Origin of the sequence: cyanobacterium endosymbiont of Braarudosphaera bigelowii (assembly GCF_020885515.1) — a bacterium.
In the GTDB taxonomy this organism is placed as follows: Bacteria; Cyanobacteriota; Cyanobacteriia; order Cyanobacteriales; family Microcystaceae; genus Atelocyanobacterium; species Atelocyanobacterium thalassa_A.
This window is the reverse complement of the sequence record NZ_AP024987.1, coordinates 1,202,693-1,229,334: the sequence shown is the minus strand read 5'-3', so window position 1 is coordinate 1,229,334 and position 26,642 is coordinate 1,202,693. Positions and strand designations below refer to the sequence as shown.

The following is a 26,642-nucleotide window of genomic DNA, read 5'->3' as shown; positions in this document are numbered from 1 at the left end:
TGTCTATTAAGTTGAAAGTTAATAAAATCACCATTTACTAACAAAAAATAAAAATGGTTCTAATTCTTTAAAATGAAAAAAAAATCAAATTGGTTACGTCTATTACCTTATTTATTACAAGAGTGGTCGTCTCTATCTAAGGGTTTAATGTGTATTTTAGGCTTCGTTTTAGTAACCTTATCATTACCTTATCTGGCAGGAAAAGTTTCCTTACATATTGGACAAGGAAAACTAGAAGAAGTTACTTATTGGTTGGGATTAGGGACATTAGCTTTTTTAGTACGAGGTATTTTTCAATATGGACAAAATATTTTCATGATTAATGCTTCCCTAGAAATGGTTTTAAATGTACGTAGAAAAACTTATGCACATTTACATCAATTAGGATTAGATTACTTTGAAACTGTAAAGACAGGAGATCTTACTTACAGGTTGACCGAAGATATAGATAAGGTCGGAGAAATTGTTGATAAATTATCTCATCAGTTTGTTTCCAACGTACTCCAGTTAATTGTAATTCCTTTATACATGCTTTATCTAAACTGGCAACTAACTATTGCTAGTCTAATTTTGGCACCTTTAATGGCAGTCTTGGTTAGTCGTTTTGGAGAAAGATTATTAGTTTTATCCAGCCGTAGTCAAAATCGAATTTCTAATTTATCTTCTTTACTTACAGAAGTTTTTAATGGTGTTAGCGTAGTACAAGCATTTGCTGCACAAGACTATGAAGTTGAAAGATTTTCACAAGAAGCTAGGCATAATAGAAATGCAAGATACAAAGCAGAAAAGTTAAAAGCTACTCAATATCCTATTGTTGGATTCTTAGAAGCTGTTAGTATCATGTTCTTATTTTTTATTGGAGGATGGCAAATTTCTCAAGGAAATTTGAAGTCTGAAGAATTTGTAAGCTATTTAGCAGCAGTTGCTATATTACTTCAGCCAATTGATCTAATTACAAGTAATTATAATGAATTTAAACAAGCTGAAGCATCTGTGGATCGCATTTTTGAGTTAATGGACCAACAACCAGCAGTTGAACAGAAAAAAAACTCTTTAACTCTGCCAACAGTATTAGGAAAAGTAGAATTTTCACAAGTTAGTTTCTACTATAAATATAATGAACCAGTTCTAAAAAATTTAGATCTACTAGTACAACCTGGCAAAGTTATAGCTTTAGTAGGTTCTTCTGGTGCTGGTAAAACGACTTTAGTAAAATTAATTTCACGCTTTTATGATCCTCAAGAAGGAAAAATTTCTATTGACGATATAGATATTAAAGATCTAAACATAATTAGTTTACGACGACAAATTGGAATTGTTCCGCAAGAAAATATTTTATTTTCAGGAACTATTGCTCAGAATATTGCTTATGGACAAGATCAGTTAGATTTTAAGGCAATAGAAAAAGCCTCACAAATTGCAAATGCACATTCATTTATTATGCAATTTCCGCAAGGTTATCATACTTGGGTAGGAGAAAGAGGAGTAAATCTTTCAGGAGGGCAAAAACAGAGAATAGCAATTGCTAGAGCCGTTATGTTAAATCCTCGTATCATGATATTAGATGAAGCTACATCAGCTTTAGATTCTACATCAGAAGCTTTGGTTCAAGAGGCATTAGAAAGAGTTATGAAGAATCGTACAGTTTTTGTAATCGCTCATCGTTTAAGCACAATTAGAAATGCTGATTGTATAATAGTTTTAAATAATGGACAAATAGTTGAATCAGGAGATCATAATCAATTATTAATTAAGAAGGGATATTATGCAAAGTTCTATGAACAGCAATATGCTAAAGGGTTAGATAACTTTTAGGTTGATACTTTACCTATCGACAGTAATCCTACTAAAATTGATAAACATAGAATTATTTCAAATCGAAAATTAATTTATATTAACTAACTTTTATAAACAGCAATTACTATCAGCTTACTCAATTATCTATAAATAAAAATAATTGAGTAAGCTAATAAAATTTAAGTCAAAAACAATGTAAATGACACAATATATCTCATTTACTAATTACTTTTATTCATACTTGAGATAAGTATTTATTTTTAGAAACTATTGGTGCAGATAGCGCTTGCTCTATTTTAGATTTTCCTAATTTGTATTCTAAGATATTCATTACTTCTCTACCAAAATCATTAGGATTCTTTTTCCATGCTTGTAAACAAACCTCTCCAAAGAAACTTCCTAATGGTTCAGGATTCCATAAAAGCTTTCTTGCTGTCCAAGGCATTAAGCTCATTGGATTATATCCAGGCTTTAAAATTTTATGTTGGAATGCATATTCTTCTAGATGTGTATGAGGTTGTAGGCCAATAAAAAAGATGGCTGGCTCAACATTATCTTTTCCAAAAATTTCTTCTAAATTCCTATGATATGCAATTGTCTGACGGATAGTATCAAATGTCTCATCAATAACATTAAAAGAATAGTTAACAGAAACTAAACTATTAAATCCTGCATCTTTTAAATAACGACAATTTTGTAAAACAGTCTTCAAATTATATCCCATTCGCATTTTTCTAACTAACTCTTGTGAGCCACTAGTGATACCAATTTCGAAATAGCTTATTCCTGTCTTAACCATAAGATCACACAGTCTTGGAGTTAAATTATCTGCCCTGATATATGCTGCCCAATTAATATCTGTCATTCCAGATTTAATGATTGCTTCTAACAGTTCTTCTGCATCTTTAATGAATTTACGAGCAGGGATAAACTGTGCATCTGTAAACCAAAAGTTTCGAATTCCTCTTTTATACAGCTGACTCATCTCTTCAACTACTTCATTAACAGGATTTATTCGAACTTGTTTACCTTCAACAACTGTATAAACGCAATAACAACAATTATGAGGACAACCTCGCTTAGTTTGTACACCAATATAGAAATCACTTTCTTCGAAGTAATAATTAAACTCGTCCCAAATAGTTTCTATATAGTCATAGTTACAAGCTGTTTTATATAGAGGATCAGGAAATTCATGAATTAACCTTTCACGGGGTTTACCTTCTCCTATTACATAGCATCTTTCATTGGAAAAATCTTTATTACTTAATAGTTTTTGTAGCAGTCCCTCACCCTCACCAACTGAAACTATAGTTCCGTGAGGAAGATAGTACTGTACTTGTTCATAAAATACGCTTGCAGCACCACCACCAACTATTAATCTTACTTCTGAATGATATTTTTGAGCTTGTCTAAAACCTAATTTTATTAGATTAACATTTCTCCATAACTCACTGTAATAATCTTTAACTACTCTTAAACCACCTAGAGCTCCTCTTAACCGAGTAAAAATATTCTGTGAATAATATACCTCAAAAGCGTTTTGTAAAGGATTACCACTTCTACCTCCTACGGGAGCATAAATCTGAATATCTCTCCATGAAAATATGAGCAAAGTAGGTTTAAATTCGTCAATACATTTTTTTAAAGTTTTTTTGAAATCTAATGGAGGTACTGTTCCTAGATCAAGAATTCTTTGCTTAGTTTCGGGAAATAACTTGTGTACATGATCTGATAAATAAACTATACCGATAGGAAAAATTGGATTACAAGGAAGGCGGCAGTATAAAATACGCTGTTTTTTCATCATTGTTATCCTAAAATCCATTTCTGAGGTGAGTTTCTGGAGTATATTTTGAGCATCAACATCATATTGCTAATTTGTTGCAGCTCATAACACAATATACTTCCAAGTCTTTAAGTAGAAGCAAGTCATTTAAATCTCTACCAATAATAACTTTTATATTAATAATCAGCAAGTAATATTTTTTACTATGTATATGATATGTAAGCTTTTGATGCTAAATTAAAGTTTATATTTTTATCTTTTTCACCTTGAAGTGATATATGTTACGAAAAAGCTTATGATATAGTTTCTAAAGTAACTCCGAACTATATATTTTTTTACTTCAATCTAAATAAAGTTATTTGATTTTATAAATTTTTTATGCAATTAAAAGAAGAAACATTACTGGGCAAATCTATAGAGGAATTAACTAATTGGGTTGAACTACAAGGACAACCCAATTACCGTGGAAAACAACTTCATCAGTGGCTATATCGTAAAGGTATTAGATCATTTACAGATATCTCAGTATTTCCTAAAAGCTGGAGAAAAGATCTGGAACACTATCCTATTGGTCGTTCTGTTATTCATGATCTTGTGGTTGCCCCAGATAAAACTCGGAAATATTTACTAAGCTTAAAGGATGGATCAATTATAGAAACCGTAGGTATTCCAACGCCTAAACGTTTAACTGTTTGTGTCTCTTCACAGGTTGGGTGTCCTATGAGCTGTGATTTTTGTGCAACTGGAAAAGGAACTTTTAAAAGAAACTTAACTTGTGGAGAGATTATAGATCAAATTTTGACTGTACAGGAAGACTTTCAACGAAGAGTCAGTCATGTAGTATTTATGGGTATGGGGGAACCTTTACTAAATATGGAAGAAGTAATAAAAGCGATAAAAATAATTAACCAAGATATAGGCATAGGACAACGTTCCTTAACTGTTTCTACAGTTGGAATTCCTAAAAAAATTTTAGAATTTGCTAACTATAAGCTGCAGATTACTTTTGCTGTTAGTCTTCATGCTTCCAACCAAATATTAAGAGAACAATTAATTCCTACTTCTAAATCTTATCCTTTATCAACTTTACTAAGTGATTGTAAAAAATATGTTGAAATAACGAAAAGAAGATTAACATTCGAATATATACTTTTGGAAAAAATCAATGATTCACTAGAGCAAGCAGTAGAGTTAGCTAAATTGCTTAAAGGTTTTCAAAATCATGTTAACCTAATTCCTTACAATCCTATTGAAGAAGTTAAATATCAACGATCTTCATCTCAAAGAATTAAAACTTTCTCTTATCAACTCGAAAAATATGGAATTCCTGCAAGCATTAGATATTCAAGGGGACTTGAAACACATGCTGCTTGTGGACAGTTAAGGGCATCACATAATACATAGTCTTAGTTGTTAATAAATAACTAAGACTGTGTAGAAAAAATAATTAGTTCTAATTGTCTTAATGTTTTCTCTAAATTATGGTTAGTGATTACCTTATCGAATTTTTGACTAACTGCTAATTCTTCTTTCGCAAGTTTGAGACGTTTTGTAATAGACTGCTCAGAGTCAGTCGCTCTACCTCTTAAGCGACTTTCAAGCTCTTTAAGAGAAGGTGGTAATATAAAAATTCTCAAAGCATTAGAAAAAGTTTTTTTAATTGCTTCTGCTCCAGCTACTTCTATTTCCAAGAGAACAATGAATCCCTTATTGATTTTTTCTTGAACATTAATACGTGGTGTTCCATAATAGTTGCCAGCATATTGAGCCCATTCTAATAATTGGTTTTGTTGAATCATACTTTCAAATTTTGTATTGTTAATGAAATAGTAATCTTGACCATTAATTTCACCAAGACGGGGAGAACGAGTGGTTGCAGAAATTGATAGATAAAGCTTTGGATGACGACTTAATAGAGTACGTACTAGTGTTCCTTTTCCTACGCCACTAGGACCAGTTAAGACAATAAGTTTACCTGATATCATAAAAATAAAAAAATTAATTACTAGTTACTATTAATAATATTTTCCTTACCAGAAATAAAACGATGAGCTATAGTTTCCGGTTGTATAGCAGACAAAATAATATGGCTAGAATCTGTAACAATAACAGCACGTGTACGGCGACCATATGTAGCATCAACCAGTTGCCCGCGATCTCTTGCCTCAGTAACAATACGTTTAATGGGAGCAGAATCTGGGCTAATGATAGAGATTATTCTATTAGCAGACACAATATTACCAAACCCAATATTAATGAGTTGTATATTTTTCATAATAGTTAATTTAATATAGTTGTATCGTCAAAATTAAATAATATTTGTTAAAGTCAAGATTAATAATATCAAAGTCAGTAAGTTTTTTCGAGCTAAATTATTATTTTATATAAATAACTATAAAAATAATATTTAATTTCAAGTATAAATGTTACTTAGATTTAAAATGATTTTAGGGAAAAACTTGCAACAAACATAAATTTAAAGATATATTTTAGGATAGTATTATAGTTTTAAATAAAAAATGATTTTTTTCAAGTATTAAGATAGTAAGTTTAAACTTAACATATACACATTCTTTATATGATTCAAGTTTTTTTTATTTAGTATTCTTGAGTAATTATTTTCTATAATGAAATTTTATATATTTGTTTTGATTATAGTTTTTTATCTCTATAAAAGTCGATATTCATTATATTTAATTAGGCTATGAATGCATAATTTATAAAAAATAAAAAAGAATCTTAAATGAGAAGAACGCACTATAGTTGTTAAGTACAGTGTATTAATTATGAGAGTTAATTTAAATGTTATTTTTTTATATTAGCTAAAGAGTTATTATTAAAATTTAAATAAAGATATTACATAATCAAAATTATTTTGATTAATATTAAAAGCAAAAAATTAATTAATCGAGTCTTCTTGCCATTATCTGTTGAACTATTACTTCTGCCTCCTTTCTTGTCTTAATTTCTCGGTCTAGGGTTTTGTCTAACAATATGCTGAGAACTTTTTTATACTTTGGTCCTGGCAAATACCCCATTTTTTTTAAATCATGACCACTTAGAGGAGAACTTATTTTTGAAAACCTTGTAAAATATTGCCAAATGAGAGAGCGAATTTCTTTTTTAGATTGTGCTGCAACTAATATTAATTCTACGTTATTGAACTTATTCAATAATTTCACTTTATCGCTAACTTTACAGTAGCTCGATAATCTTTGATTAATCTTTTTATTAATATTTTGTATTTCTAATAATCTTTTTATGCTCTCAGAAGGAAGTTGCAAGTTAGTAGCAACAAAATTTCTTTCTTTTTGAGGAATCGAGGAAAGTAATATTTCTAATATAAGCAGCCATTGTACTATTTTATAATGAGGATTGACATATTTTATGAATCTCACAGCATAACGCATTTGCCATAAAACTTTATTATTTAAAGTAAGCTTAGGATGTAGATAGTTTAAGGCACCAAAGTAAGATAATAGTTCTAAAGAGGCTCTCCAACAATTAGTACCTAAAATAGATCTCAATTCGTTTTTTAGACGTATAGTTAAACTAGGTAGAATACTTATTTCTGAGTTTATTTTATCGTAAATTTCATTCTTGGTCGCATCATAAATATATTGTATGGTATTGGCTTCTATATTAAAGTTAAGGCGTATAGCAAATCTTACTGCTCTATAAATTCTAGTAGGATCTTCAATAAAACTATTAGGATGCAATACTTTTATCTGAGCTTTTTTTAAATCTAATAAACCCATAAATAAATCTAGTAACTTACCTCTTTCAGGAGATGTTAGTTTTATTGCTAAAGCATTTATGGTGAAGTCTCTCCTAGACAAATCTTGTTTAATAGAAGCTAGTTGCACTTTTGGATTTGCAGCAGGATAAGGATATATTTCAGTTCTCGATGTCGCGATATCAATTTGTATTGAACCATATCTTTTATCTTCATTCCATGATAAAGATGCTGTTTTGAAATCATAGTGCACAACTAATTTAGCCTCGGGGTGACGTTGTTTTATAGTTTGTGCTATTTCTATTCCCGCACCTATATTGAGGGGAGAATTATTTCCATCTACTACTAAATCAATATCTTGTGTTAGTATCTTTTTATTTTTGTTTACAAGAAATAAATCCCTAACTACACCACCTACAATATATAAATCCCAAGCCTTAATTTCTGCTTCCCAAGTAATTTCTTTAATTAGTTGCCATATATTATGATTGACTAGATTAGATATTAATTCTATTAAATCAGTTTCAATTAAATTTTCGTTAGAAAGATTCCGAACTAGACTATTTTTAGTGTTTATTTCTAACAGATCTTTTTTCCCTAAGATATTAAGTAATTTCTTCTTATTCATGATAGCTATACTTTTCATATTAAGAGTATTTAAAAAGTACCGTATTTCAAATAGTTTTACTTAAGATAGAATACTTTCTAAATAATTTTTTTTGAAAGATTTATTGAGAATCGTAAAATCTACATAATGTGCAACAAAAAGCTCTAAATATTTATAAAAAACTATGCATACCTATTTGGTTAAAACTATTATCAGTAAGTTGAATTTACTAAGTTGAGTTAATTTGGCCAGTGCTTTATACATATTGATAATTAGATTAATAATAGTTATAAAAAGAATTAGGTTTACCAATAATCAATAAGTCTGTTTCATCATCAATTATCTTAACTATAAAATAACTTTGAGTATACCAAACTTTTCTTATATAAAGTTCTTTTTACTAAAATAGCTTTTTGTAGTTGTTAATTTCAAAGTAGTTTTTAAGCTATTATTTTATTGAAAAAATATTCTTGAATAATATTTTAAGTTACAAATTAAATATATAAAATTTTCATTTATTAGGTAATAATATATACTTTTGCTATTTTAGATAATTTATATTAAATATTAATGCAACCTTGTCGTAAGATTTCCCATTTTCTTAATTTCCATTCAACAACAGTAGATGGTAGCCCACTACTGTATTTGTAATTATTAAAATTTTGCCTCTGCAAAACTAAAACTTCAGGAAAATTTTCTAATATTTCAGTTATGTTTTTGGCAGGTTTTTCTCCTGAAATATTAACGCTAGTGGTAAATAAACATCCTACTTTCTGTAATATTCTTTGTGCTGCAAAACAATTAGGAATACGTATTCCTATTGTTTTCGAATTAATAAGATTATTAGTGTTGGTACTAATAATAAATTTAGAGGCTGGTAATACTAAGGTCAAAGGCCCTGGCCAATATTTATATGCTATGTTCTTCCAAATCTTCAGTTCACTAGAGGTTCCTTGAGTATATTTCCAGACAGATTCTGATGATGAAGACATTAAAATTAGAGGTTTCTTAAAAGAGCGCTTCTTCATTGTAAAAATTGAAGAAGCATTTTGAGGCAATGTAGCTAAAGCAGGAACTGTATCAGTCGGGAAGCTAACCACTTTACCTTTAAATAGTCCTTGAACTAATTCAGCTGGCGATACTTCTGGCATTTTTTATGAGTATGTAAATAGTATAAAAACATTGTAAGATAAAAAACAAAAGGTATTGATCACATCAGAACAATAATACTCATATATTTATTAATAAAATCTTATATTCGTAGCATTATAAATTTTTTTAAAAGAAATACTGAGACACTTTTTATTAATTCAAGTATTTAAAAACTAGATAATAACTATATAGTACGATACAAAATCAAAAAGTTGTGCTTATTAAAAATAACGTACAAATATTATAAGTATCATTGAAGTTTAATTTTTTGTATATGTATAATTTAGTCTAGTAAATAATAAATAAAACCGGTATTGATAGTATTTATTAGCATATATGTAATAATCATAAATTAAACAATACATACTGTAAATCGTATCTATAAAAGAAATTATCTTTTATAAAACGGTTTGTAGCGATATATTTTTTTGAATATTGTTATATTAGTGATACATATACATAATTTATTTAGATTAATTTTTCTCTAGTTGACTAAATTTTAGAAAATTTTTATTGATAAATTAACTATATTTCTTTTTGTATTTAACATTTATGAATAACTTACAACATTTTACAATTCATTATTTTTTTTATAACAGTTAAACTAATATACTATTTTTAACTTTGCTAATTATTTGGCTACAGTTTTCAAAAACATTTAAAATTAATCGATTATTCAAATATAAATATTAATTATATGAAAGTTCTTATTGCTGACTTTGATTTATTTCAGAAGATGGGAGGCGGGCAAACTTTTTATCGTAGTCTTATCAAAAAGAATCCTCAAATAGATTTTTATTACATTGCTAAAAATGAATTTTTAAATACTTCTCATCTTGATAATTCCCATAAAATACCTTATCAAGAAGTATTTAATTCTGAAGATTTCAAAAATTTTTTTGAGACGACACCACCTAAATGGGTACAGTCAGCTTTTGTTCAAGCCAGTAACATAGCAGCTTCTTGTACAAATATGAACTTTGATGTGGTTGATGTACCTGATTATGAGCAGTGGGGAATGTTTTTACGTCCTGCTTTAAATTATTTTCATGTAAATTGCGGGTTAATTGCACTTTCGATGCACGGCATAATATCTAAAACATTACAGTTAGATTGGTTCGAGGGTAAAGAAAATATTCCACTTTCTTTACAAGAAAAAATGCAATATCAAACTGTGGATATTCGTTATGGAATTAGTAAAAGTTATTTAGATGAATGGAAGAAAGTTGATAGTTTAAAAACTTATTATTATAATCCATTGCATTTTATGGATTTACCTGAGGTTAGGCTAGACTCTACTTCAAAATCTTTACCTAGTCTAAATTTTATTGGTAGAACAGAAAAACGAAAAGGACCTGATATATTTGTAGATTTAATTTGGTGGATACCACGAGACAAATATAGTAATGCTTCTATAATAGGTCCTCATAGTTATAACTATAATGGAACTCAATCATCTGAAGATTATTTAGAAAAGATGATTGAAAATAGAGGGAAAGATCTAAAAATATGTTCATCAATGTCGCATTTAGATCTAGTGAAGTTATTTAATAGTAAATCAATTACTTTTGTTCCTTCTAGATACGATACTTTAAATTTAGTAGCTTTAGAGTCACTTTTTTCAGGATGTCCTACTATTATCGGAAACGGTGCAGGAGTATGTCGTTTTCTAGAAGATAATTTTCCAAAAATTCCATTTATTAAGATTGATATTAATAACATTTATGATTCTCTACCAGAAATTATTAATTTATTAAATAATTATGATGATTATAGAAATAAGTTAATTGCTGGAATTCGTGACTCAAATTTTACAAGTAGCGATCCTTTATTGAAGGAAATTTACAGCTCTTCTCCAACTTCGAATTCTGAAATTTGCGAAGATTTAAATCGCTGGTACTCACAATTAATAAGCTATTGGGAGTCTGGTCAATTAAGCAGCCTAGATAAAATACCAGGTCTTAGATTATTAAAATCTAAAATTAGATCTAATGTAAAGCCAATCTATCAACAAATTAAGAATGAAGTTAGAAGAAATAAGGAGCTTATCAAAGTTCCGCTAAGTAAAGCTCATAATGCCCAAGTCTTAAAAGCTCCGAAGCTAGTTAGACGATATAAGCATATTTTTAATACTTTAGAATTGACTCAGAAGGATCTTGATAAAAAAATTCAAGAATGCTGGAAATTAGGTTCAAACGTTGATTACGAAAGTGAAGGTATACGGAGCCGATTAGGTAATGGATATCGTATCGACAGGGCTCGCCTATGGAAAGGAATTGCTAGAATCGAAGATTTGAGAGGGAATGAACTGGTTGCAGTTACTTATAAATTAAGAAGCATACGTTTACTAAACAAAGATTTATTTGATGATCTTCCCTCCATAGTAAGAGTTTTAAAAAATAAAGGTTTTACGAAGGAATCCGATGTAATAGAGGCAATGTATAGTACTTCAGAAGATAAAGAAGATAAATGTTATCAATTATTAGAGCAAAATCGATTAAGCAATTCCTTAAACAATAAATGGAATTATGAATTTCTAGATGATCGACGTCATAAATCGACTTATCGTGTCAGTATTATAGTTTCTCTTTATAATGCATCCTCTAAACTGGTTTTCTTTTTAAAAACTTTAAAACATCAAACTCTTATTCAAAAAAAAGAAGCAGAAATAATCCTGATAGATAGTGGTTCCCCAGGAGATGAATACACAGTCTTTAAGCAAATAGTTGATGACTTAGATATTCCTGTTGTTTATGCAAGGTCTAAAGAGAGAGAAACCATACAAATGGCTTGGAATAGAGGAATTGATTTGTCTAAAGCAGACTTTTTATCTTTTTTAGGAGTAGATGAAACAATTCTTCCTAATTGTCTAGAAATTCTCGCTCACGAATTAGATAAAGCTCCAGATTTAGATTGGGTTACTGGACATAGTCTTGTTACCGAAGTCGATAGTAATGGTGGCTGGGTAAGTGATATTATGCCGTATTATCGGAAAGAATATAGACAAGATTTAGTTTATTTGGAAACTTGTTACTTGTCATGGGTAGGTGCTCTATATCGTCGTTCTATACATAAAAGATTTGGTTATTACGACAGTAGCTTTAGAGGAGCTGGTGATACTGAATTTAAAAGTCGTATTCTTCCATTTATAAAAAGCAAGATTGTAGATTGTACTTTAGGAGTATTTTGGAATTACCCTGATGAAAGGACAACACAAAGTCCAGCTATCGAAATCGAGGATATGAGAGCTTGGTATATTCATCGTACTCTCGGAGGAATTCGTTATGCTTTTGCAAATAGAAGTATGGAGGAGGTAGAAAATCTAATTTATTTGTGCTTATGTTACCGAAAATCTTATTGTACACATACAAGTACAGATTTAGAATATGCTTATAATTTATGTCTTTATTTGAAAGAAATTTATCCCCAGTCAAAGGTTTTAAAATATTTTAATGGGATTGAAACCTTAATAAGGTCTTATCGTTCATTGGATTGTATTTCTAAACTATCTCAGTGGTCTCCTCTCAAAAAAATATTAGAGATTCGTAAAGTTGCTTCTCAAATCCAAAAAGAACATAGAGCTTCATGGAATAAAGATTTAAGTTTAGGATTAGAACCAACTTATATTATATTTAATGATAATCGTCATGAGCAACATTCATCTTTATGGTTTACTCAAATTAATAAATAAAACAATATAATTGATAATTTATTGTTTTGTCAGTGAAACTTGATGAGATCAAGTCTATTATTACAAGTTAGTTTTCTAATTAAAAACGCAACTTAAAGTTCTAAGTTGCGTTTTTAATTAGAATTTATGTGGATCTTCCGATTAAAGTACGACGTTTCATAATCATCTCAAAGGCTTCAATCGTGTCACCTTCTTTCCAGTTATTAAACTTATCAATACCAATACCACATTCATAACCAGAATTTACTTCTCTCATATCTTCTTTCATTCTTTTTAAGGAATCTAGTGTTCCTTGGTAAATCGTATTACCATCCCGGATAACACGTATAAAGCGGTTACGAACAACTTTGCCAGATAACACATAGCAACCTGCAACAGCTCCTCTTCCTACCGGAAAAACAGCCCGGACTTCAGCCTGTCCTAAAGGAGATTCTATCTCTTCAGGTTCAAGAAGACCTTCCATAGCTCCTTGAATATCATCTAGAAGTTTATAAATAATATCGTATTCTCTAATATCTACTTCTTCTTTATCTGCAGCAGATCTAGCACCATTGGCTAAATTAGTGTTAAAGCCAATAATAACTGCACCACTTGCAGCAGCAAGATCCACATCTGTTTCTGTGACTTCTCCTGGAGCAGCTAATAAAACACGTATTTGTACTTCAGTTTGAGGCAACTGTTCTAAAGAACCTAAAATTGCTTCAATGGATCCCTGAACATCAGCTTTAAGAATGAGATTTAATTCTTTAAGCTCTCCATCTTGAGCCTTAGCTGATAACGTACTTAAAGTAACACGACGTGAAGATAGAGCTTGTTGTAATCTCGTTTTACGATTTTCTTGTGCATTTTTATTAGCCACAGCTCGTGCTTCTTTTTCGCTTGAATAGATATCAAAGTCATCTCCTGCAGCTGGGACACTACTTAATCCAAGAATTTCAACTGCAAAAGAAGGAGAAGCTTCTTTTACTTTATTTCCTCGATCATCTATCATCGCGCGTATTTTTCCAAATACAGGACCAACAACAAGAGGATCTCCTACCCGTAGGGTACCGTTTTGTATTAGTAATGTTGCTACTGGGCCTCTATTTTTATCCAAATTAGCTTCAATTACTGTTCCTTTTGCTAAACGGTTAGGATTGGCTGATAACTCTTCAATTTCAGATACTAAGACCAACATTTCTAGTAACTGATCAAGGTTATCTCCCTTAAGAGCACTTACTGGAACCATTATAGTATCTCCGCCCCATTCTTCTGGTACAAGACCTAAGTCTGATAGCTCTTGTTTGATACGATCCGGATTTGATTCTAATTTGTCAACTTTATTTATAGCTACAACAATTGGGACCTCAGCTGCTTTTGCATGGCTAATAGCTTCTCTAGTTTGAGGTTGTACACCATCGTCGGCTGCTACCACAAGGATAGCTATATCTGTTATTCTGGCTCCTCTAGCTCTCATCGCTGTAAAAGCCTCATGTCCAGGTGTATCTAAAAATACTAGTTGTTGTTTTTTATTGTCATGCTCAATATCTACATGATAAGCACCAATATGTTGTGTAATACCACCCGCTTCTCCTTGAGCTACTTTCGTTTGTCTAATAGAGTCAAGCAGTGTTGTTTTACCGTGATCTACATGGCCCATTATTGTAACTACAGGAGGACGGCGATGAAGCTTATCAAGGTCCGTTTCATCGAGCATTTCTATACTTTTAATAGCTGCAGATTTCTCATCTGGAATTTCTACAATAACTCCAAACGATTCTGTAACCATTTTAGCTGTTTCTTGATCTAAAGTTTGAGTGATATTCACCGCAATTCCTTTAGTAAATAGAAGTTTAATAATCTCTGTTTCTGATATATGTAAGCGTTCTGATAATTCTCTAACTGTAAGATTCTTTTCAAGAATTATTTTTTCTGGTTGTCCAGGAGCTTCTTGACGCTCTTTACGTTCAGAACGATTACGTTCAGTTCCTGAGCCAATTGTTTTTAAAGTTGGCTTTTTAGGCTTATGAACTACTTCAGCCATTTGAAGATCAGACTTTGGTTTTGGAGGACGTGCTGTAGAGAGGCTTAAGCTTAAAGAAACAGTATTAAGGTCTGATTCTGATTCAAAATCATCATCATCGTCTTCGATCGTTTGAAAACGGCGTTTTGCTTTAGTACCTACCTTGTTCGCTTTTGCCTTATTTCCCTCTTCCTCTTCTTCTTCCCAAGCTTTTTTCTTAGAAATTCGTGGTGGTGCAGGTCTTTTTAATTGAGGCTTTGGCTTAAGCTCAATATCAAGGATTTCATCATTTTCATCATTTTCTTCGTCTTCTTCTTCAATTATTGAAGAGGGGTCAAGAGTAGAAAAAGTTACAGTATGTTTTTTCTCTTCTGCTGGATGAGAAGAAGGCTTTTTCAGATCTGGCTTTCCAATGCTAGGTTTTTTTAGATTTTTTTTGGGTTGAAGTTCAGTTGTGCTATCTACTATTTCTGATTTTTCTTTTGATTTAAGAGAGATACTTTTAGAAACTCTTTTTGGAAGTTTAATTTTATTTTTCCCTTCTAAAGATGGTTTTTCTCTACTTGGTTTATTAGTAGGCTTTTCAAAATTTTCTTTAGAAGATTTTTCTAAACTGGGAGGTTCTAATAAATCAGGATCTATAATTTCTGGTTTAGATTTTTCTGTTGAAATCGAGGGTTTGGATAGGTTACCTCGATCAATTTTTGGTGATTTAGTCGATGTTGGTGGAATTGGTCTTTGAGGCGGTTTCGGGGCTGTTGGTGACTGCGGTGAAATAGCAGTTTGTGAAGTCTCTAAATAATTTGATTGATCATCAGATTCACCTTCAGTAGAAGAAGAGTGAATTTGTTTATGGTGAATAGCTAAAATTTGCTGTTTTTTCTCACCCGATATAGTGATGTCATTTACTTGAGCTGTTCCTTGTTTTGTAATGTATTTTTCTGCCATTACTTTAATACGCTCAACCTGTGATTCTGTAATTGTACTACTATGACTTTTTACGGCAATATTAAGTTGAGCACAAATTTCTAGAATCTCTTTGTTTTCTAGATTTAATTCTTTTGATAAATCGTAAATTCTCACTTTATGTACGTTGTTCATCCACTATCCCCCTAACTAAGTTTGGCTATTGTAAATGCTGAGTTTCTCGACAAAATTGACGAAAAAGCTCTTTGTAAAACTATATGAGTAAAGTTTTATAATCATGATTATGAAAACAATTTTCTCTTCTATATCTATGAGAATACTATTTTTTGTATCCAAATTTTTAAGAAAATTATATTCGAATTTATGAAACTAATAGATAATCTGAAATAGACTTTTCTAAGCACTTTCACTCTCTAAACGTTTCCATAACTTCTTATAGATGTCTTGAGGAATTGAAGTTCTTAGTCCTCGTCCCAGACGATTTTTTTGACTAGCAATAGCTAAACAAGTTTCATTGGGACATAAATAGGCTGACCTTCCTATTCCCTTATCTAATTGTACCTTTTGGGATAAATAGACTTTTACTATTCTCCAAAATGTCTTCTTATGATTAGTACAACGGCAGCTAACACAGCGTCGATAATTTGCTTTCATTATGATTTAGATTGGTCTATTGCGAAAGACATATCTTAAATAGAATTAATTTTCAAATTATTGGCTTTCTAATTCCTCTCTATAAGCAATAGTATTTTTAATATCAATTTTCCATCCTGTTAATCGTGCTGCTAATCTAACATTTTGCCCTTCTTTGCCAATAGCTAGACTAAGCTGATCCTCTGCAACTAATATTAGGGCATGTCGCTCATCAGGGCTAATCAATATGACTTCATCCACACGAGCAGGACTAAGAGCATTAGCTATGTAGGTAGCTGGATCAGGAGACCAGCGAATAACATCTATCTTTTCTCCTCTTAGTTCATTAACGACTGCTTGGATTCTAGAACCTCGTGCACCAATACAGGCTCCTACAGGATCAACGTCTCTCTCTAAAGTATCAACAGCAATTTTAGTTCTAGGACCCACATAACGGGAAGGAGGATTAGCTTCTCTAGAAACAGCAACAATCCTTACTATATCTTCTTCAATTTCAGGAACTTCTACAGAGAACATATCTACTACTAATCCTGCTGCTGCACGTGATACTAAAAGTTGTGGACCACGATGAGATCCTTCCCTCACCTTTTTCAGTAATACTTTAAAAGATGAATTAGCTCGATAATTATCATTTGGTAGTTGTTCTCGTTTAGGGATAATTGCTTCCACCTCAGGCTGACCAAAAGTGCTCTGAACGGCAACGATAATATCTTGACGCTCAAAGCGTAAAACTCTTGCACTAAGAACTGTACCTTCTAATTCTTGAAATTCTTCTTGGATGAGTTTTCTTTGCTGATCCCGCAATTTCTGTAAAAGTACTTGCTTAGTCTGAATAGCAGCCATTCTACCAAAATCTTTTTGCTCAGGTGTAACATCTAATACGACTTCATCACCCAGTTGAGCTTCAGAAGCTACTTCTTGTACTTCCTGAAGAGAAATATGATGATCAATATTTTCCACATTCTCCATAATTTTCTTTGTGGATAAAATTCTAAATCCTTCCTCTTCTGTATCTAATTCAACCTCAAAATTGTCAAAATATTCATCATAAAAAGGTTGACGGTCTAAATTTTGAGAACGCCGGAAACGTTCATAGCCTTTTAAAAGAGCTTCTCTTAAGGCTTCTTGAACAGCAGATTTGGGTAAATTATGACGTTGACTAATTTCTCCAATCATATTAATTAATCCAGGTAAACTAACCAGGGACATAGAAAAATCTCCTAAATATATAAATTATATAAATCTAGTGTGTATCAGTCTGCTAATTGGACTTGAACTACTAAAAAACGTGGAATAGAAACTATTCTACCTTTACAGTTAAGATAAATAATTTCAGAATCTCGTTTTTGAAGTTTTCCTCGCCATTCTTTTTTATTTAAATAGGGAGGATCAGTTGTAATACTAATATCAAATCCTTGGAATGTGAGAAAATCTCGTTTAGTATTTAGAGTTTGAGATATGCCAGGACTTGAAACTTCTAAAATATAAGCATATGGAATAATAGCAGTCTCATCTAAAATAGACTCTAGAGATCGGCTTACTTCTTCACAATCCTTCAAACTGATATTTTTAGTAGGATTAGAAATATCAAATCGTAAAATAGAAGGACGCTTATTGGTTTGAAAAAATACATTCACTATATCTATTCCCATTTCTTTGATAATGGGAGTTGTTAAACTAATAATTTGTGGAATTAATAAATGAGTCATTACTTAAAAAATATCAGACAATAAAGGAAGTGGGGTAATGACCCACTTCCTTGATAACTTTAAATAATTAGGAAAAATAGTATTAAATACTACTTGAATGTGCCTTAGCCTACTATCCTAACAAATCTTGAATTAAAAAAGGTAGGATTTAAGATTAATAAAAACCGAATAAAAACGAACTTTAGCCTAAAATAGTTAAAAAATCACTAGCTTTCAATATAACTATTTTTCAATAATTAAACAAAATAAGTAAATTTGTTTGAAGCTACTTAATAAATTTCATATTTTCATATTTTTTTAATTAAGAAATCTAAAATGTACTTAAGTAATATTAGTTAAATAAGACAAATTAATAAGATTACTGATTAGCATAAAGAATGATTTCTTCAAAAAGAAATTTAATATGATAATTGGGCTAACATTCTATTTATTTAAAATTTAGTGTGTTGCTTGCTGTACTAAAGCCATTACATCACTACGACTAAGTTTATCTTTTCCTAAGGCCATTACATCTAATGTCCCATGAGCCAGAGCCAAAGGAATTTTACAAAAATCTAACGCAGGTCCTGAACTAAGGGATTTAGTATAGAGATCTGCTAAGGTAAGATTATAGCGAGCATATTTGTATACATCCTTTATGTGCCAACCTTGAGGAATGAAGCTTACTCCACGATTTAAATCTTCTCGATGATTGCGAATAATATTAACAGCTTGTAACCCTCTACCAAAACCAATAGCATGTTGACGATTTGTTTGAGTGCCGTCGTGCCATGACCACAAATCTGATAGCAATATTCCTACTGCACCAGCTACACTAAAAGTGTATTGATCTAAGTGAGCTTCCGTACGAATCGTCCAATTATTTTCTGTCCAATAAGCCATCCTATCAGCCATTGCTGCCGTTGCATCCCAAATTCGAGGTGCAATAGTGTTAGGAGCTAGTAAGGCCCATTTCCCTAACTGTAAGCTAACATCTGGTAAGACAGTGCCATAAGGTGCCAAATCTGCTGAAAAATCTTTAACTCCTGATTTTTCATTTACAGCTTGCAAATTAAGACTCATTTGTCGCAAAATCTTAGCTTTGATGAAGTTTTCAATGTCGGGATGATCTTCAATTTCATCGATAGCACGCATACAGAGATAAGCTGAAGCAACAGCTTCACGCAAATTATCAGGAAGACGACTAATTGGTATATAGAAGGTTCTACTAGTTTCTTTGAGAGCCTTTAGAGCATCATTTTGCAAATTCATTAATTAATTTCACTCCTCACGCCAACTTAAGCACTAACATACACTTACTTAACTTGTAAGATCCTAATAAGTTATTATGAAGTTTCTGGCAAACGAAATTTTTGGACTTTACCATGAGAGTTCCGATTTGAAGACAGATTTTCATTAAAGATGGTGTCTATTGTATTACGGTTTGTAAAAATTTACCGCAATTCTTCAATTTTATTCGATGATTTTCTTTTCTTACCTCTTCTAACTTTTTACAAAAAATAAATGAAACTTTAAAAAACTCAAATTTTATCTTCAAGGAAATGATGATAAAATTTTTAAAAATCGCTTTGACTAATATTAATAAAAACCTTATCTTGGTGAGATTCTATTTGGTAACTAAGTTTAAGTTAATGTGTTTTCTCTAATTATTTAAACTAGAAGTTATTATTTCTTTATATATAATAGTGACTTTAATAAAATTTGACTTATTTTGAGACAAGCTTTTATTTATAGGACTATTTTGACAGGCATAAAAAAACTTGATAGAGAGAAAATGTTTAAACTTATGTTTTCCGATATCATTATTGTAGATAATTAGAAAATCTAATAGAAACCGCTATTTTTTAATTTATTTAATATAACAAGAAATATACTATAATGGTATATGTGTAAAAAGTATGATTTAGTATAAAAGTTTCGCTTTTTAATCTTACCTCGGCTTCAATTATTAATTGAGGCTTTAGAGAAATTTTGTTTTTAATGGATTATTTTTAGAATTCGTTAAAATTGAAATTAGAGTATTTTCTACTCACCGTTTGTTTAGATAAAAAAACTATCCAATGGAAATTAAAGCTGTTCAGTCCGCTTACTATGGAGATGCAAATTTTCGTACTCCTCCACCGGATTTAGAATCTCTATTACTTAAAGAGCGTATTATTTACCTAGGGTTGCCTCTCTTTTCTTCTGATGAGGTCAAGCAACAAGTTGGAATTGATGTCACCCAACTCATTATCGCTCAATTGCTTTATTTGCAATTTGATAACCCAGATAAACCTATTTTTTTTTACATTAATTCGACGGGTACATCCTGGTACACTGGAGATGCAGTCGGTTTCGAAACGGAAGCTTTTGCAATTTGCGATACAATGAATTATGTAAAGCCTCCAATTCATACTATTTGTATAGGTCAGGCTATGGGAACTGCAGCTATGATATTATCTGCAGGAACAAAAGGTTGTCGAGCAAGCCTTCCTCATGCAACTATTGTTCTCAATCAAAATCGTTCAGGTGCACAAGGTCAAGCAACAGATATCCAAATTCGAGCGAAGGAAGTATTAAGAAATAAAAGCACTATGTTGCAAATTCTTTCTAAAAATACAGGAAATGCTGTCGAAAAAATATCTAAAGATATAGACCGCACATTTTACCTAACACCCAAAAAGGCAAAAGAATACGGACTAATTGATCGGGTACTAGAAAGTACTAAAGAACTTCCAAAATCTGCCAGCCTTATTAATTAATTACTGGCTTATTCTTAGACTATCCCAATATTTATTTAAAGTCATGCCCATTGGTATTCCTAGTGTTCCTTATCGTCTCCCTGGTAGTCAGTATGAACGATGGATAGATATTTATACTCGCCTAGGTCAAGAACGAATAATTTTTCTTAGTCAAGAAGTAACTGATGGTATTGCTAACCGTATTGTTGCTCTCTTATTGTATCTCGACTCCGAAGATTCAGGTAAACCAATTTATCTTTATATAAACTCACCTGGTGGTTCTGTAACAGCTGGTATGGCTATATTTGATACCATGCAATACATTAAATCAGATGTAATCACTATTTGTGTTGGCTTGGCTGCTTCTATGGGATCGTTTCTATTAGCAGCAGGAACCCCAGGAAAACGTTTAGCACTACCTCATGCTCGAATTATGATTCATCAACCTATGGGAGGTACTGGACGACGTCAGGCATCAGATATTGAAATTGAAGCTAATGAAATATTACGTATTCGTGCTCAATTAAACAGTATCTTAGCTAGTAAATGTGGACAACCTCTTGAAAAGATTGAGAAAGACACGGATAGAGATTACTTCTTATCTGCAGAAGAAGCTAAAAAGTATGGCCTGATTGATCAAGTGATCGAAGAAAGAACATAACCTTTAAGTTATCAATTGGCATAAAATAAATAACCCTCACCATGAAAAAAGTATGAGGGTTGTTTATTTTATGTTTATTATTTTCTAATACTCAATATTCGCAGAAAATAATAACAATAAAACTTATTTATGTTGATTTAATCTTAGTAAATTAAAGATTACAGACAATGAACTGAAAATTATAGCTGCTCCAGCTACCATAGGGTTTAGCAAAATGCCAAGTGATGTATATAAAATTCCTGCAGCAATAGAAATCCCTATTATATTGTACATAAAGGTAAAAAACAGATTTTCGCGAATGTTATTCATAGTTATAAGATCTAGTTGAATTGCTACTATAATTTTTCTTAAATCTCCTGAAATCAAAGTAATATCATTAGCTGATATTACGATATCTGTCCCTATTCCAATCTCAATACCAATAGATGCCTGTCTAGTGCTGGAGCATCATTAATACCATCTCCAATCATCTCAACAATTTTCTTAATGATTGTTTAATTTTCTCTACATTTCCGCTAGGACGTACTTGTGCAAAGGTTTTATATATTATTACTTCAGCAAATACTGCTTTGGCAGTTTGTAAATTATCCCCAGTGAGCATAATCTTTGTAAACTACTTAATAGCTTTAGTAGATGAAGGTTTAACAATATCAGATATCGTGAACAAACCTTTTATTTTTCCATTAATTAGTATTCTTTCTCCTGGACGCACAATAATAATATCGTTAATTTATTAATGGCAGTATCTTGAATTGTATTGTAGCGAATTACTCTAGCAGTTTTCGCCTGCAAGTCCATTAAACTTTTAACTATTTCTAGAGTTTTTTCAGATACATTACATTTTAGTAATTGAATCTAATAGAATTAAAGTAATAATAACTACCGATACTTTATAGTAAATACCAGTAGTTAATTCATGAAAAGTTAAAATTTTAGGGAAAAAAGTTATAAAAATAGAATACAAAAAAAGCAGTTCCTGTTCTTATTATTAATAATATGCTCATCTTGGTAGTTAACTGGTTTAAATATTTAATTACTCCTCTATAAAAATACTCTCCATACCAAAGAACCACTGGAACACTTAAAATTAACTGTAATCTAGGACTACCCAAATAATTAGATATCAGGGGAATAGGAAAACCAACCATTTTTGGTGAAGAAATAACTCATAATATTAAATTTATAATGCTCCCAAAAATCACCTTTCTTAGTAAATAAGAATACTCTATTGTTTGTTTATTAATATTTAAACTTTTTTTATTATTAGTATCTAGAACATACGCTCAATATCCTATTTCCGTAATAGAAAAAATGAATTCTTCTATATTTGTTTTATGAAGGTTATAAAAAATAATCATCTTTTTCAACGCAAAATTAATATTACATCTTCGAATTCTGGGAATTTTTTTACAGCCTTTTCAATAGTTATTAAACAGACAGAAAATGGCATACTTTCCATTTGTAAGTTTTGTTTTTTTAAAGGAATGACTTTATCAAATGATTTATTTTCTGAAAAAGTTTTTATATGAGTTGCCTTATCATTTACTTTTTATAGTATCTTATTTCTATACATCTTAAATTTAAGCTTTTCCATACTATTATTAGTACTAGTCGATATAATATCTACGTACCAAAAATGAATGATAGACTTTTTTAAATAATTCTTAAAAGTAGAAATTAATTTATAATTTAAAGTTGTACATTTTTTACTATTTAAAATCATTAAGTACAAAGCTAATACTCTTACTTTTAATAATAAAATCTACATTAATTTATTAGAAATTGTTATGTTTGAAGTTTATTGAAGTTAATATAAAAAAATTATGATAAGTAGTCTTGAACCATGGTGCTGTAATCAAATCTTTTACTAAAAATCAAATATTATGATACTTCTATTATTTTCTTTTGCTGGAGTAAATATTTTTTATCAGCTTACTATCAGTACAAATTGGAATGATCAGATTTTATGCCTGACTATTTTTATGATGTGCTTAGAACAGGCAAAGATGGCCACAGTAGACTTTACAAATATCAGAATATCTAAAAAGTATTTAAGAGATCCTCAACTTGATAATTTTTTAATTATTACTAGTATTACTATTACTATGGAGTTACTAGGCTTTTATTTAGTATCTTTTTCTAAAGATTGGAGTATAGCAATAATTTTGATCAGTTTAATATTTTTTAATTCTTTTGCAAAAATCAATATCTTAGTTCTAAAGATAATATCAATTGAATGTTCTGGTATTTTTCAAAGAATTTCTGTTTTGACAGCTAATTATTTAGGCCTAGGTATTATGATCCTAAAAATGTTCAATTTTTTCCCGATTATCATGTCTTTAATATTACTCAGCATGACATTGGCTTATATAACCATAAAATATTCCAGTAATTTATTACCTAATAATATTAATAACTAAAACTACTAGCTTAATTAATACACAGTATAATAAATGACCTACCATCGAACTATTCATCTTTCAGATACTGATGCAGCAGGAGTTGTATATTTTTCTTCTCTATTATCAATTTGTCATGAAGCTTATGAGAGAGAACTCCAATTAATGGGAATTGATTTAAAAAGTCTATTTCTAAATTCCGAAATAGCAATTCCTATTACTCATGCTGAAATTGACTTTTATCAACCTTTATTTTGTGGTTATAATCTACGGTTAGATATTTCAATTACTAATTACAACAATACTGGTTTTAGCATTACTTATTATGTAATTTCCGAATTAATTCCTAATAAATATTCTGCAATAGCCCAAACTACTCATGTGTCTATTGATATTAATAACCGTCAGAGAACCTCTCTTGCACCATCCATTCTTAACTGGTTACATAAAAAGAGTGAGAATATGCATAAGTGAAACTCAGGCATAAATCAGTTTAAAAAAGAGATCTTCTATCTAAAAGGTAGAAGATCTCTTTTTTAAACTGATTTATGCTTTAAACAATAAACTGTTTTAGCCAAACTTACTAGCGGTTGAAGCAATAAGAAAAGCGGCGTAAGTCAGTACATAACCCACTGTAAAGTGTGTTAAGCCAACTAAACGAGCCTGTAGAATAGAAAGAGCAACTGGTTTATCTTTCCATTGTACTAGGTTAGCTAACGGTGTTTGTTCATGTGCCCAAACAAGTGTTTCGATTAACTCCTGCCAGTAACCACGCCAAGAAATCAAGAACATAAATCCGGTTGCCCAAACTAAATGTCCGAGTAGGAACATCCAAGCCCAGACGGATAAATTGTTTGTTCCATATGGATTATATCCATTAATTAACTGAGCTGAGTTAGCCCAAAGATAATCACGGACCCAACCCATTATATAGGTTGAATTTTCATTAAATTGAGCTACATTACCAGACCAGATACCTAAATGTTTCCAATGCCAATAGAAAGTTACCCATCCTATTGTATTAAGCATCCAAAACATTGCTAAGTAAAAGGAATCCCAAGCAGAAATATCACAAGTACCTCCACGACCAGGCCCATCACAAGGGAAGGCGTAGCCGAAATCTTTCTTATCAGGCATTAGCTTAGAACCTCTAGCATCTAATGCTCCTTTGACTAAAGTTAGAACTGTAGTATGTAATCCAAGAGCAATAGCATGATGTACTAAGAAATCACCAGGACCAATATCAAGAAATAGTGAATTTTTTCCACTATTAATCGCTTCTAGCCAATTTGGTAGATATGCAGCTCCAGTAGACGCCATACTATCAGGATTAGATAATAAGACATCAAAGCCATACATAACTTTTCCAGAAGCTGCTTGTATAAACTGAGCAAATACTGGTTCGACTAAAATTTGTTTTTCAGGAGTTCCAAAAGCAACTACTACATCGTTATGAACATATAGTCCCAAGGTATGAAAACCAAGAAACAACGATACCCAACTTAAATGTGAAATAATTGCTTCTTTGTGTTCTAACATTCGTGCTAGAACGTTATCTTTATTACTTTCAGGATCGTAATCACGTACAAAGAATATTGCACCATGAGCAAAAGCGCCTACCATCAAAAATCCAGCTATGTATTGATGATGAGTATAAAGAGCAGCTTGAGTAGTGTGATCTTGACTAATAAAAGCATAAGAAGGCATGGAGTACATATGTTGTGCTACTAAGGAAGTAATAGTTCCTAAAGAAGCTAATGCCAAACCAAGTTGGAAATGAAGAGAGTTATTGACTGTGTCATACATATTACGATGACCAGCACCTAATCTTCCATGATGGAATGGATCACTAAGAGGAGGATTATGAGCTTCAAGTATTTCATTGATGCTATGACCAATTCCCCAGTTAGTTCTGTACATATGGCCTGCAATAATAAATATTACTGCGATTGCCAAGTGATGATGAGCTATATCAGTTAACCAAAGTGATTCAGTCTGAGGATGAAAACCACCTAAGAAAGTTAATATTGCTGTTCCTGAACCTTCAGCTGTACCAAAAGCATGGTTGATAGTATCAGGATTTTGTGCATAAACACTCCAATTAGCTGTAAAAAATGGCTCTAGTCCTGCTGGGTGAGGAGGAGTAGATAAAAAGTTGTTCCAGCGTATGTGTTGACCACGAGATTCAGGTATTGCAACATGAATTAAGTGACCTGCCCAAGCTAAAGAACTAACGCCAAACAAACCAGCTAAATGATGATTTAAGCGGGATTCAGCATTTTTAAACCAAGCCAAGTTTGGACGAAACTTAGGTTGTAAATGTAACCAACCAGCAAACAATAATAGTGAAGCAAGAATCAAAAGAAAAATAGATCCTTGGTAAAGTTCGCTATTACTTGTCATACCAATTGTATAGAACCAATGATAAACACCTGAATAAGCTATATTAACAGGAGAAGAAGCACCAGCTTGTGTAAAAGCATCAATCGCGCCTTTACCAAAATGCGGATCCCATATCGCATGAGCGATAGGATGGGTATTAAGAGGATCTTTGATCCATTGTTCGAAGTTACCTTGCCAGGCTACGTGAAAAAGGGTACCGGAAGTCCACAAAAATATGATAGCAAGATGACCAAAATGAGAAGCAAAAATCTTTTGATAAAGATTTTCTTCGGTCATTCCATCATGGATTTCAAAATCGTGGGCCGTAGCCATTCCATACCAGATCCGACGGGTAGTTGGATCCTGAGCGAGATCCTGGCTAAATTTTGGAAATTTAGTTGCCATAGCTTTTTAGG

At 31.3% G+C, this 26,642-nt stretch carries 20 protein-coding genes; 7 read left to right on the top strand and 13 right to left on the bottom strand.

All coding sequences use genetic code 11. The features are described from left to right. Window positions 1-72: 72 nt before the first annotated feature. Entirely contained in the window at window positions 73-1,815 is a 1,743-nt protein-coding gene (locus LPC16_RS05100; protein ID WP_040054722.1) for an ABC transporter ATP-binding protein, read from the top strand. A gap of 217 nt (window positions 1,816-2,032) precedes the next feature. Here LPC16_RS05100 and LPC16_RS05095 read toward each other — a convergent pair whose 3' ends face one another. Further along, complete coding sequence (locus LPC16_RS05095; protein ID WP_407084178.1) at window positions 2,033-3,604, bottom strand: photosystem II high light acclimation radical SAM protein; 1,572 nt, start codon at window positions 3,602-3,604, stop codon at window positions 2,033-2,035. A gap of 360 nt (window positions 3,605-3,964) precedes the next feature. Here LPC16_RS05095 and rlmN point away from each other — a divergent pair, with 360 nt between their 5' ends. Then, entirely contained in the window at window positions 3,965-4,990 is a 1,026-nt protein-coding gene (rlmN, locus tag LPC16_RS05090; protein ID WP_229637070.1) for a dual-specificity RNA methyltransferase RlmN, read from the top strand. Between the two features lie 20 nt (window positions 4,991-5,010). On the opposite strand, the gene gmk is transcribed toward rlmN, so the two are convergent. From gmk to LPC16_RS05070, 4 genes are all read right to left on the bottom strand, one after another. Beyond that, the gene (gene gmk / locus LPC16_RS05085) at window positions 5,011-5,571 is read right to left on the bottom strand and encodes a guanylate kinase (protein WP_229637069.1); all 561 of its coding nucleotides are present in this window, start codon (window positions 5,569-5,571) and stop codon (window positions 5,011-5,013) included. A gap of 20 nt (window positions 5,572-5,591) precedes the next feature. Next, entirely contained in the window at window positions 5,592-5,861 is a 270-nt protein-coding gene (gene remA / locus LPC16_RS05080; protein ID WP_040054726.1) for an extracellular matrix/biofilm regulator RemA, read from the bottom strand. Window positions 5,862-6,489: 628 nt separating this feature from the next. Beyond that, window positions 6,490-7,950 (bottom strand): CCA tRNA nucleotidyltransferase, encoded by a 1,461-nt coding sequence (locus LPC16_RS05075; protein ID WP_229637068.1) that lies wholly within the window; start codon window positions 7,948-7,950, stop codon window positions 6,490-6,492. A gap of 539 nt (window positions 7,951-8,489) precedes the next feature. Continuing rightward, a complete protein-coding gene (locus LPC16_RS05070; protein ID WP_229637067.1) occupies window positions 8,490-9,080 on the bottom strand; it encodes an L-threonylcarbamoyladenylate synthase in 591 nt (196 codons plus the stop codon). 698 nt (window positions 9,081-9,778) lie between these two features. On the opposite strand from LPC16_RS05070, the gene LPC16_RS05065 reads away from it, so the two are divergent. Further along, entirely contained in the window at window positions 9,779-12,772 is a 2,994-nt protein-coding gene (locus tag LPC16_RS05065) for a glycosyltransferase (protein WP_229637066.1), read from the top strand. A 124-nt stretch (window positions 12,773-12,896) separates the two neighbouring features. On the opposite strand, the gene infB is transcribed toward LPC16_RS05065, so the two are convergent. The 5 genes from infB to LPC16_RS05040 all read right to left on the bottom strand — a co-directional run bounded on the left by infB (window position 12,897) and on the right by LPC16_RS05040 (window position 19,315). Continuing rightward, entirely contained in the window at window positions 12,897-15,875 is a 2,979-nt protein-coding gene (gene infB / locus LPC16_RS05060; protein WP_229637065.1) for a translation initiation factor IF-2, read from the bottom strand. Between the two features lie 222 nt (window positions 15,876-16,097). Continuing rightward, window positions 16,098-16,355: a YlxR family protein gene (locus LPC16_RS05055; RefSeq protein WP_040054730.1), complete on the bottom strand. Its 258-nt coding sequence runs from the start codon at window positions 16,353-16,355 to the stop codon at window positions 16,098-16,100. A gap of 57 nt (window positions 16,356-16,412) precedes the next feature. Continuing rightward, complete coding sequence (nusA, locus tag LPC16_RS05050) at window positions 16,413-17,564, bottom strand: transcription termination factor NusA (protein WP_040054731.1); 1,152 nt, start codon at window positions 17,562-17,564, stop codon at window positions 16,413-16,415. A gap of 44 nt (window positions 17,565-17,608) precedes the next feature. Next, entirely contained in the window at window positions 17,609-18,064 is a 456-nt protein-coding gene (gene rimP / locus LPC16_RS05045) for a ribosome maturation factor RimP (protein WP_040054732.1), read from the bottom strand. A gap of 438 nt (window positions 18,065-18,502) precedes the next feature. Beyond that, window positions 18,503-19,315, bottom strand: a complete 813-nt coding sequence (locus LPC16_RS05040) for a squalene/phytoene synthase family protein (protein ID WP_040054733.1) — start codon at window positions 19,313-19,315, stop codon at window positions 18,503-18,505. 809 nt (window positions 19,316-20,124) lie between these two features. Between LPC16_RS05040 and LPC16_RS05035 the strand changes: the two genes are divergently transcribed. Together LPC16_RS05035 and LPC16_RS05030 are read left to right on the top strand one after the other, a co-directional pair. After that, entirely contained in the window at window positions 20,125-20,805 is a 681-nt protein-coding gene (locus tag LPC16_RS05035) for an ATP-dependent Clp protease proteolytic subunit (protein ID WP_040054734.1), read from the top strand. Between the two features lie 43 nt (window positions 20,806-20,848). Then, the gene (locus LPC16_RS05030) at window positions 20,849-21,445 is read left to right on the top strand and encodes an ATP-dependent Clp protease proteolytic subunit (RefSeq protein ID WP_040054735.1); all 597 of its coding nucleotides are present in this window, start codon (window positions 20,849-20,851) and stop codon (window positions 21,443-21,445) included. Window positions 21,446-21,568: 123 nt separating this feature from the next. Here the strand turns inward: LPC16_RS05030 and LPC16_RS05025 are convergent, their stop codons facing one another. Together LPC16_RS05025 and LPC16_RS06200 are read right to left on the bottom strand one after the other, a co-directional pair. Further along, a complete protein-coding gene (locus LPC16_RS05025; protein ID WP_229637064.1) occupies window positions 21,569-21,754 on the bottom strand; it encodes a hypothetical protein in 186 nt (61 codons plus the stop codon). A 157-nt stretch (window positions 21,755-21,911) separates the two neighbouring features. Beyond that, window positions 21,912-22,046 (bottom strand): hypothetical protein, encoded by a 135-nt coding sequence (locus LPC16_RS06200; RefSeq protein WP_261345098.1) that lies wholly within the window; start codon window positions 22,044-22,046, stop codon window positions 21,912-21,914. A gap of 1,282 nt (window positions 22,047-23,328) precedes the next feature. Between LPC16_RS06200 and LPC16_RS05020 the strand changes: the two genes are divergently transcribed. Both LPC16_RS05020 and LPC16_RS05015 read left to right on the top strand, forming a co-directional pair. Further along, the gene (locus tag LPC16_RS05020) at window positions 23,329-23,865 is read left to right on the top strand and encodes a hypothetical protein (RefSeq protein WP_229637063.1); all 537 of its coding nucleotides are present in this window, start codon (window positions 23,329-23,331) and stop codon (window positions 23,863-23,865) included. 33 nt (window positions 23,866-23,898) lie between these two features. Beyond that, window positions 23,899-24,318, top strand: a complete 420-nt coding sequence (locus LPC16_RS05015; protein WP_229637062.1) for an acyl-CoA thioesterase — start codon at window positions 23,899-23,901, stop codon at window positions 24,316-24,318. 96 nt (window positions 24,319-24,414) lie between these two features. On the opposite strand, the gene psaB is transcribed toward LPC16_RS05015, so the two are convergent. After that, the gene (psaB, locus tag LPC16_RS05010) at window positions 24,415-26,631 is read right to left on the bottom strand and encodes a photosystem I core protein PsaB (protein ID WP_040054740.1); all 2,217 of its coding nucleotides are present in this window, start codon (window positions 26,629-26,631) and stop codon (window positions 24,415-24,417) included. Window positions 26,632-26,642 lie beyond the last annotated feature (11 nt).

Bases quoted from the DNA above. Each gene is read 5' to 3' on its own strand.
- LPC16_RS05100 (WP_040054722.1), top strand. From the start codon at position 73: ATGAAAAAAAAATCAAATTGGTTACGTCTATTACCTTATTTATTACAA.
- LPC16_RS05095 (WP_407084178.1), bottom strand. From the start codon at position 3,604: ATGAAAAAACAGCGTATTTTATACTGCCGCCTTCCTTGTAATCCAATT.
- rlmN (WP_229637070.1), top strand. From the start codon at position 3,965: ATGCAATTAAAAGAAGAAACATTACTGGGCAAATCTATAGAGGAATTA.
- gmk (WP_229637069.1), bottom strand. From the start codon at position 5,571: ATGATATCAGGTAAACTTATTGTCTTAACTGGTCCTAGTGGCGTAGGA.
- remA (WP_040054726.1), bottom strand. From the start codon at position 5,861: ATGAAAAATATACAACTCATTAATATTGGGTTTGGTAATATTGTGTCT.
- LPC16_RS05075 (WP_229637068.1), bottom strand. From the start codon at position 7,950: ATGAATAAGAAGAAATTACTTAATATCTTAGGGAAAAAAGATCTGTTA.
- LPC16_RS05070 (WP_229637067.1), bottom strand. From the start codon at position 9,080: ATGCCAGAAGTATCGCCAGCTGAATTAGTTCAAGGACTATTTAAAGGT.
- LPC16_RS05065 (WP_229637066.1), top strand. From the start codon at position 9,779: ATGAAAGTTCTTATTGCTGACTTTGATTTATTTCAGAAGATGGGAGGC.
- infB (WP_229637065.1), bottom strand. From the start codon at position 15,875: ATGAACAACGTACATAAAGTGAGAATTTACGATTTATCAAAAGAATTA.
- LPC16_RS05055 (WP_040054730.1), bottom strand. From the start codon at position 16,355: ATGAAAGCAAATTATCGACGCTGTGTTAGCTGCCGTTGTACTAATCAT.
- nusA (WP_040054731.1), bottom strand. From the start codon at position 17,564: ATGTCCCTGGTTAGTTTACCTGGATTAATTAATATGATTGGAGAAATT.
- rimP (WP_040054732.1), bottom strand. From the start codon at position 18,064: ATGACTCATTTATTAATTCCACAAATTATTAGTTTAACAACTCCCATT.
- LPC16_RS05040 (WP_040054733.1), bottom strand. From the start codon at position 19,315: ATGAATTTGCAAAATGATGCTCTAAAGGCTCTCAAAGAAACTAGTAGA.
- LPC16_RS05035 (WP_040054734.1), top strand. From the start codon at position 20,125: ATGGAAATTAAAGCTGTTCAGTCCGCTTACTATGGAGATGCAAATTTT.
- LPC16_RS05030 (WP_040054735.1), top strand. From the start codon at position 20,849: ATGCCCATTGGTATTCCTAGTGTTCCTTATCGTCTCCCTGGTAGTCAG.
- LPC16_RS05025 (WP_229637064.1), bottom strand. From the start codon at position 21,754: ATGAATAACATTCGCGAAAATCTGTTTTTTACCTTTATGTACAATATA.
- LPC16_RS06200 (WP_261345098.1), bottom strand. From the start codon at position 22,046: ATGCTCACTGGGGATAATTTACAAACTGCCAAAGCAGTATTTGCTGAA.
- LPC16_RS05020 (WP_229637063.1), top strand. From the start codon at position 23,329: ATGATACTTCTATTATTTTCTTTTGCTGGAGTAAATATTTTTTATCAG.
- LPC16_RS05015 (WP_229637062.1), top strand. From the start codon at position 23,899: ATGACCTACCATCGAACTATTCATCTTTCAGATACTGATGCAGCAGGA.
- psaB (WP_040054740.1), bottom strand. From the start codon at position 26,631: ATGGCAACTAAATTTCCAAAATTTAGCCAGGATCTCGCTCAGGATCCA.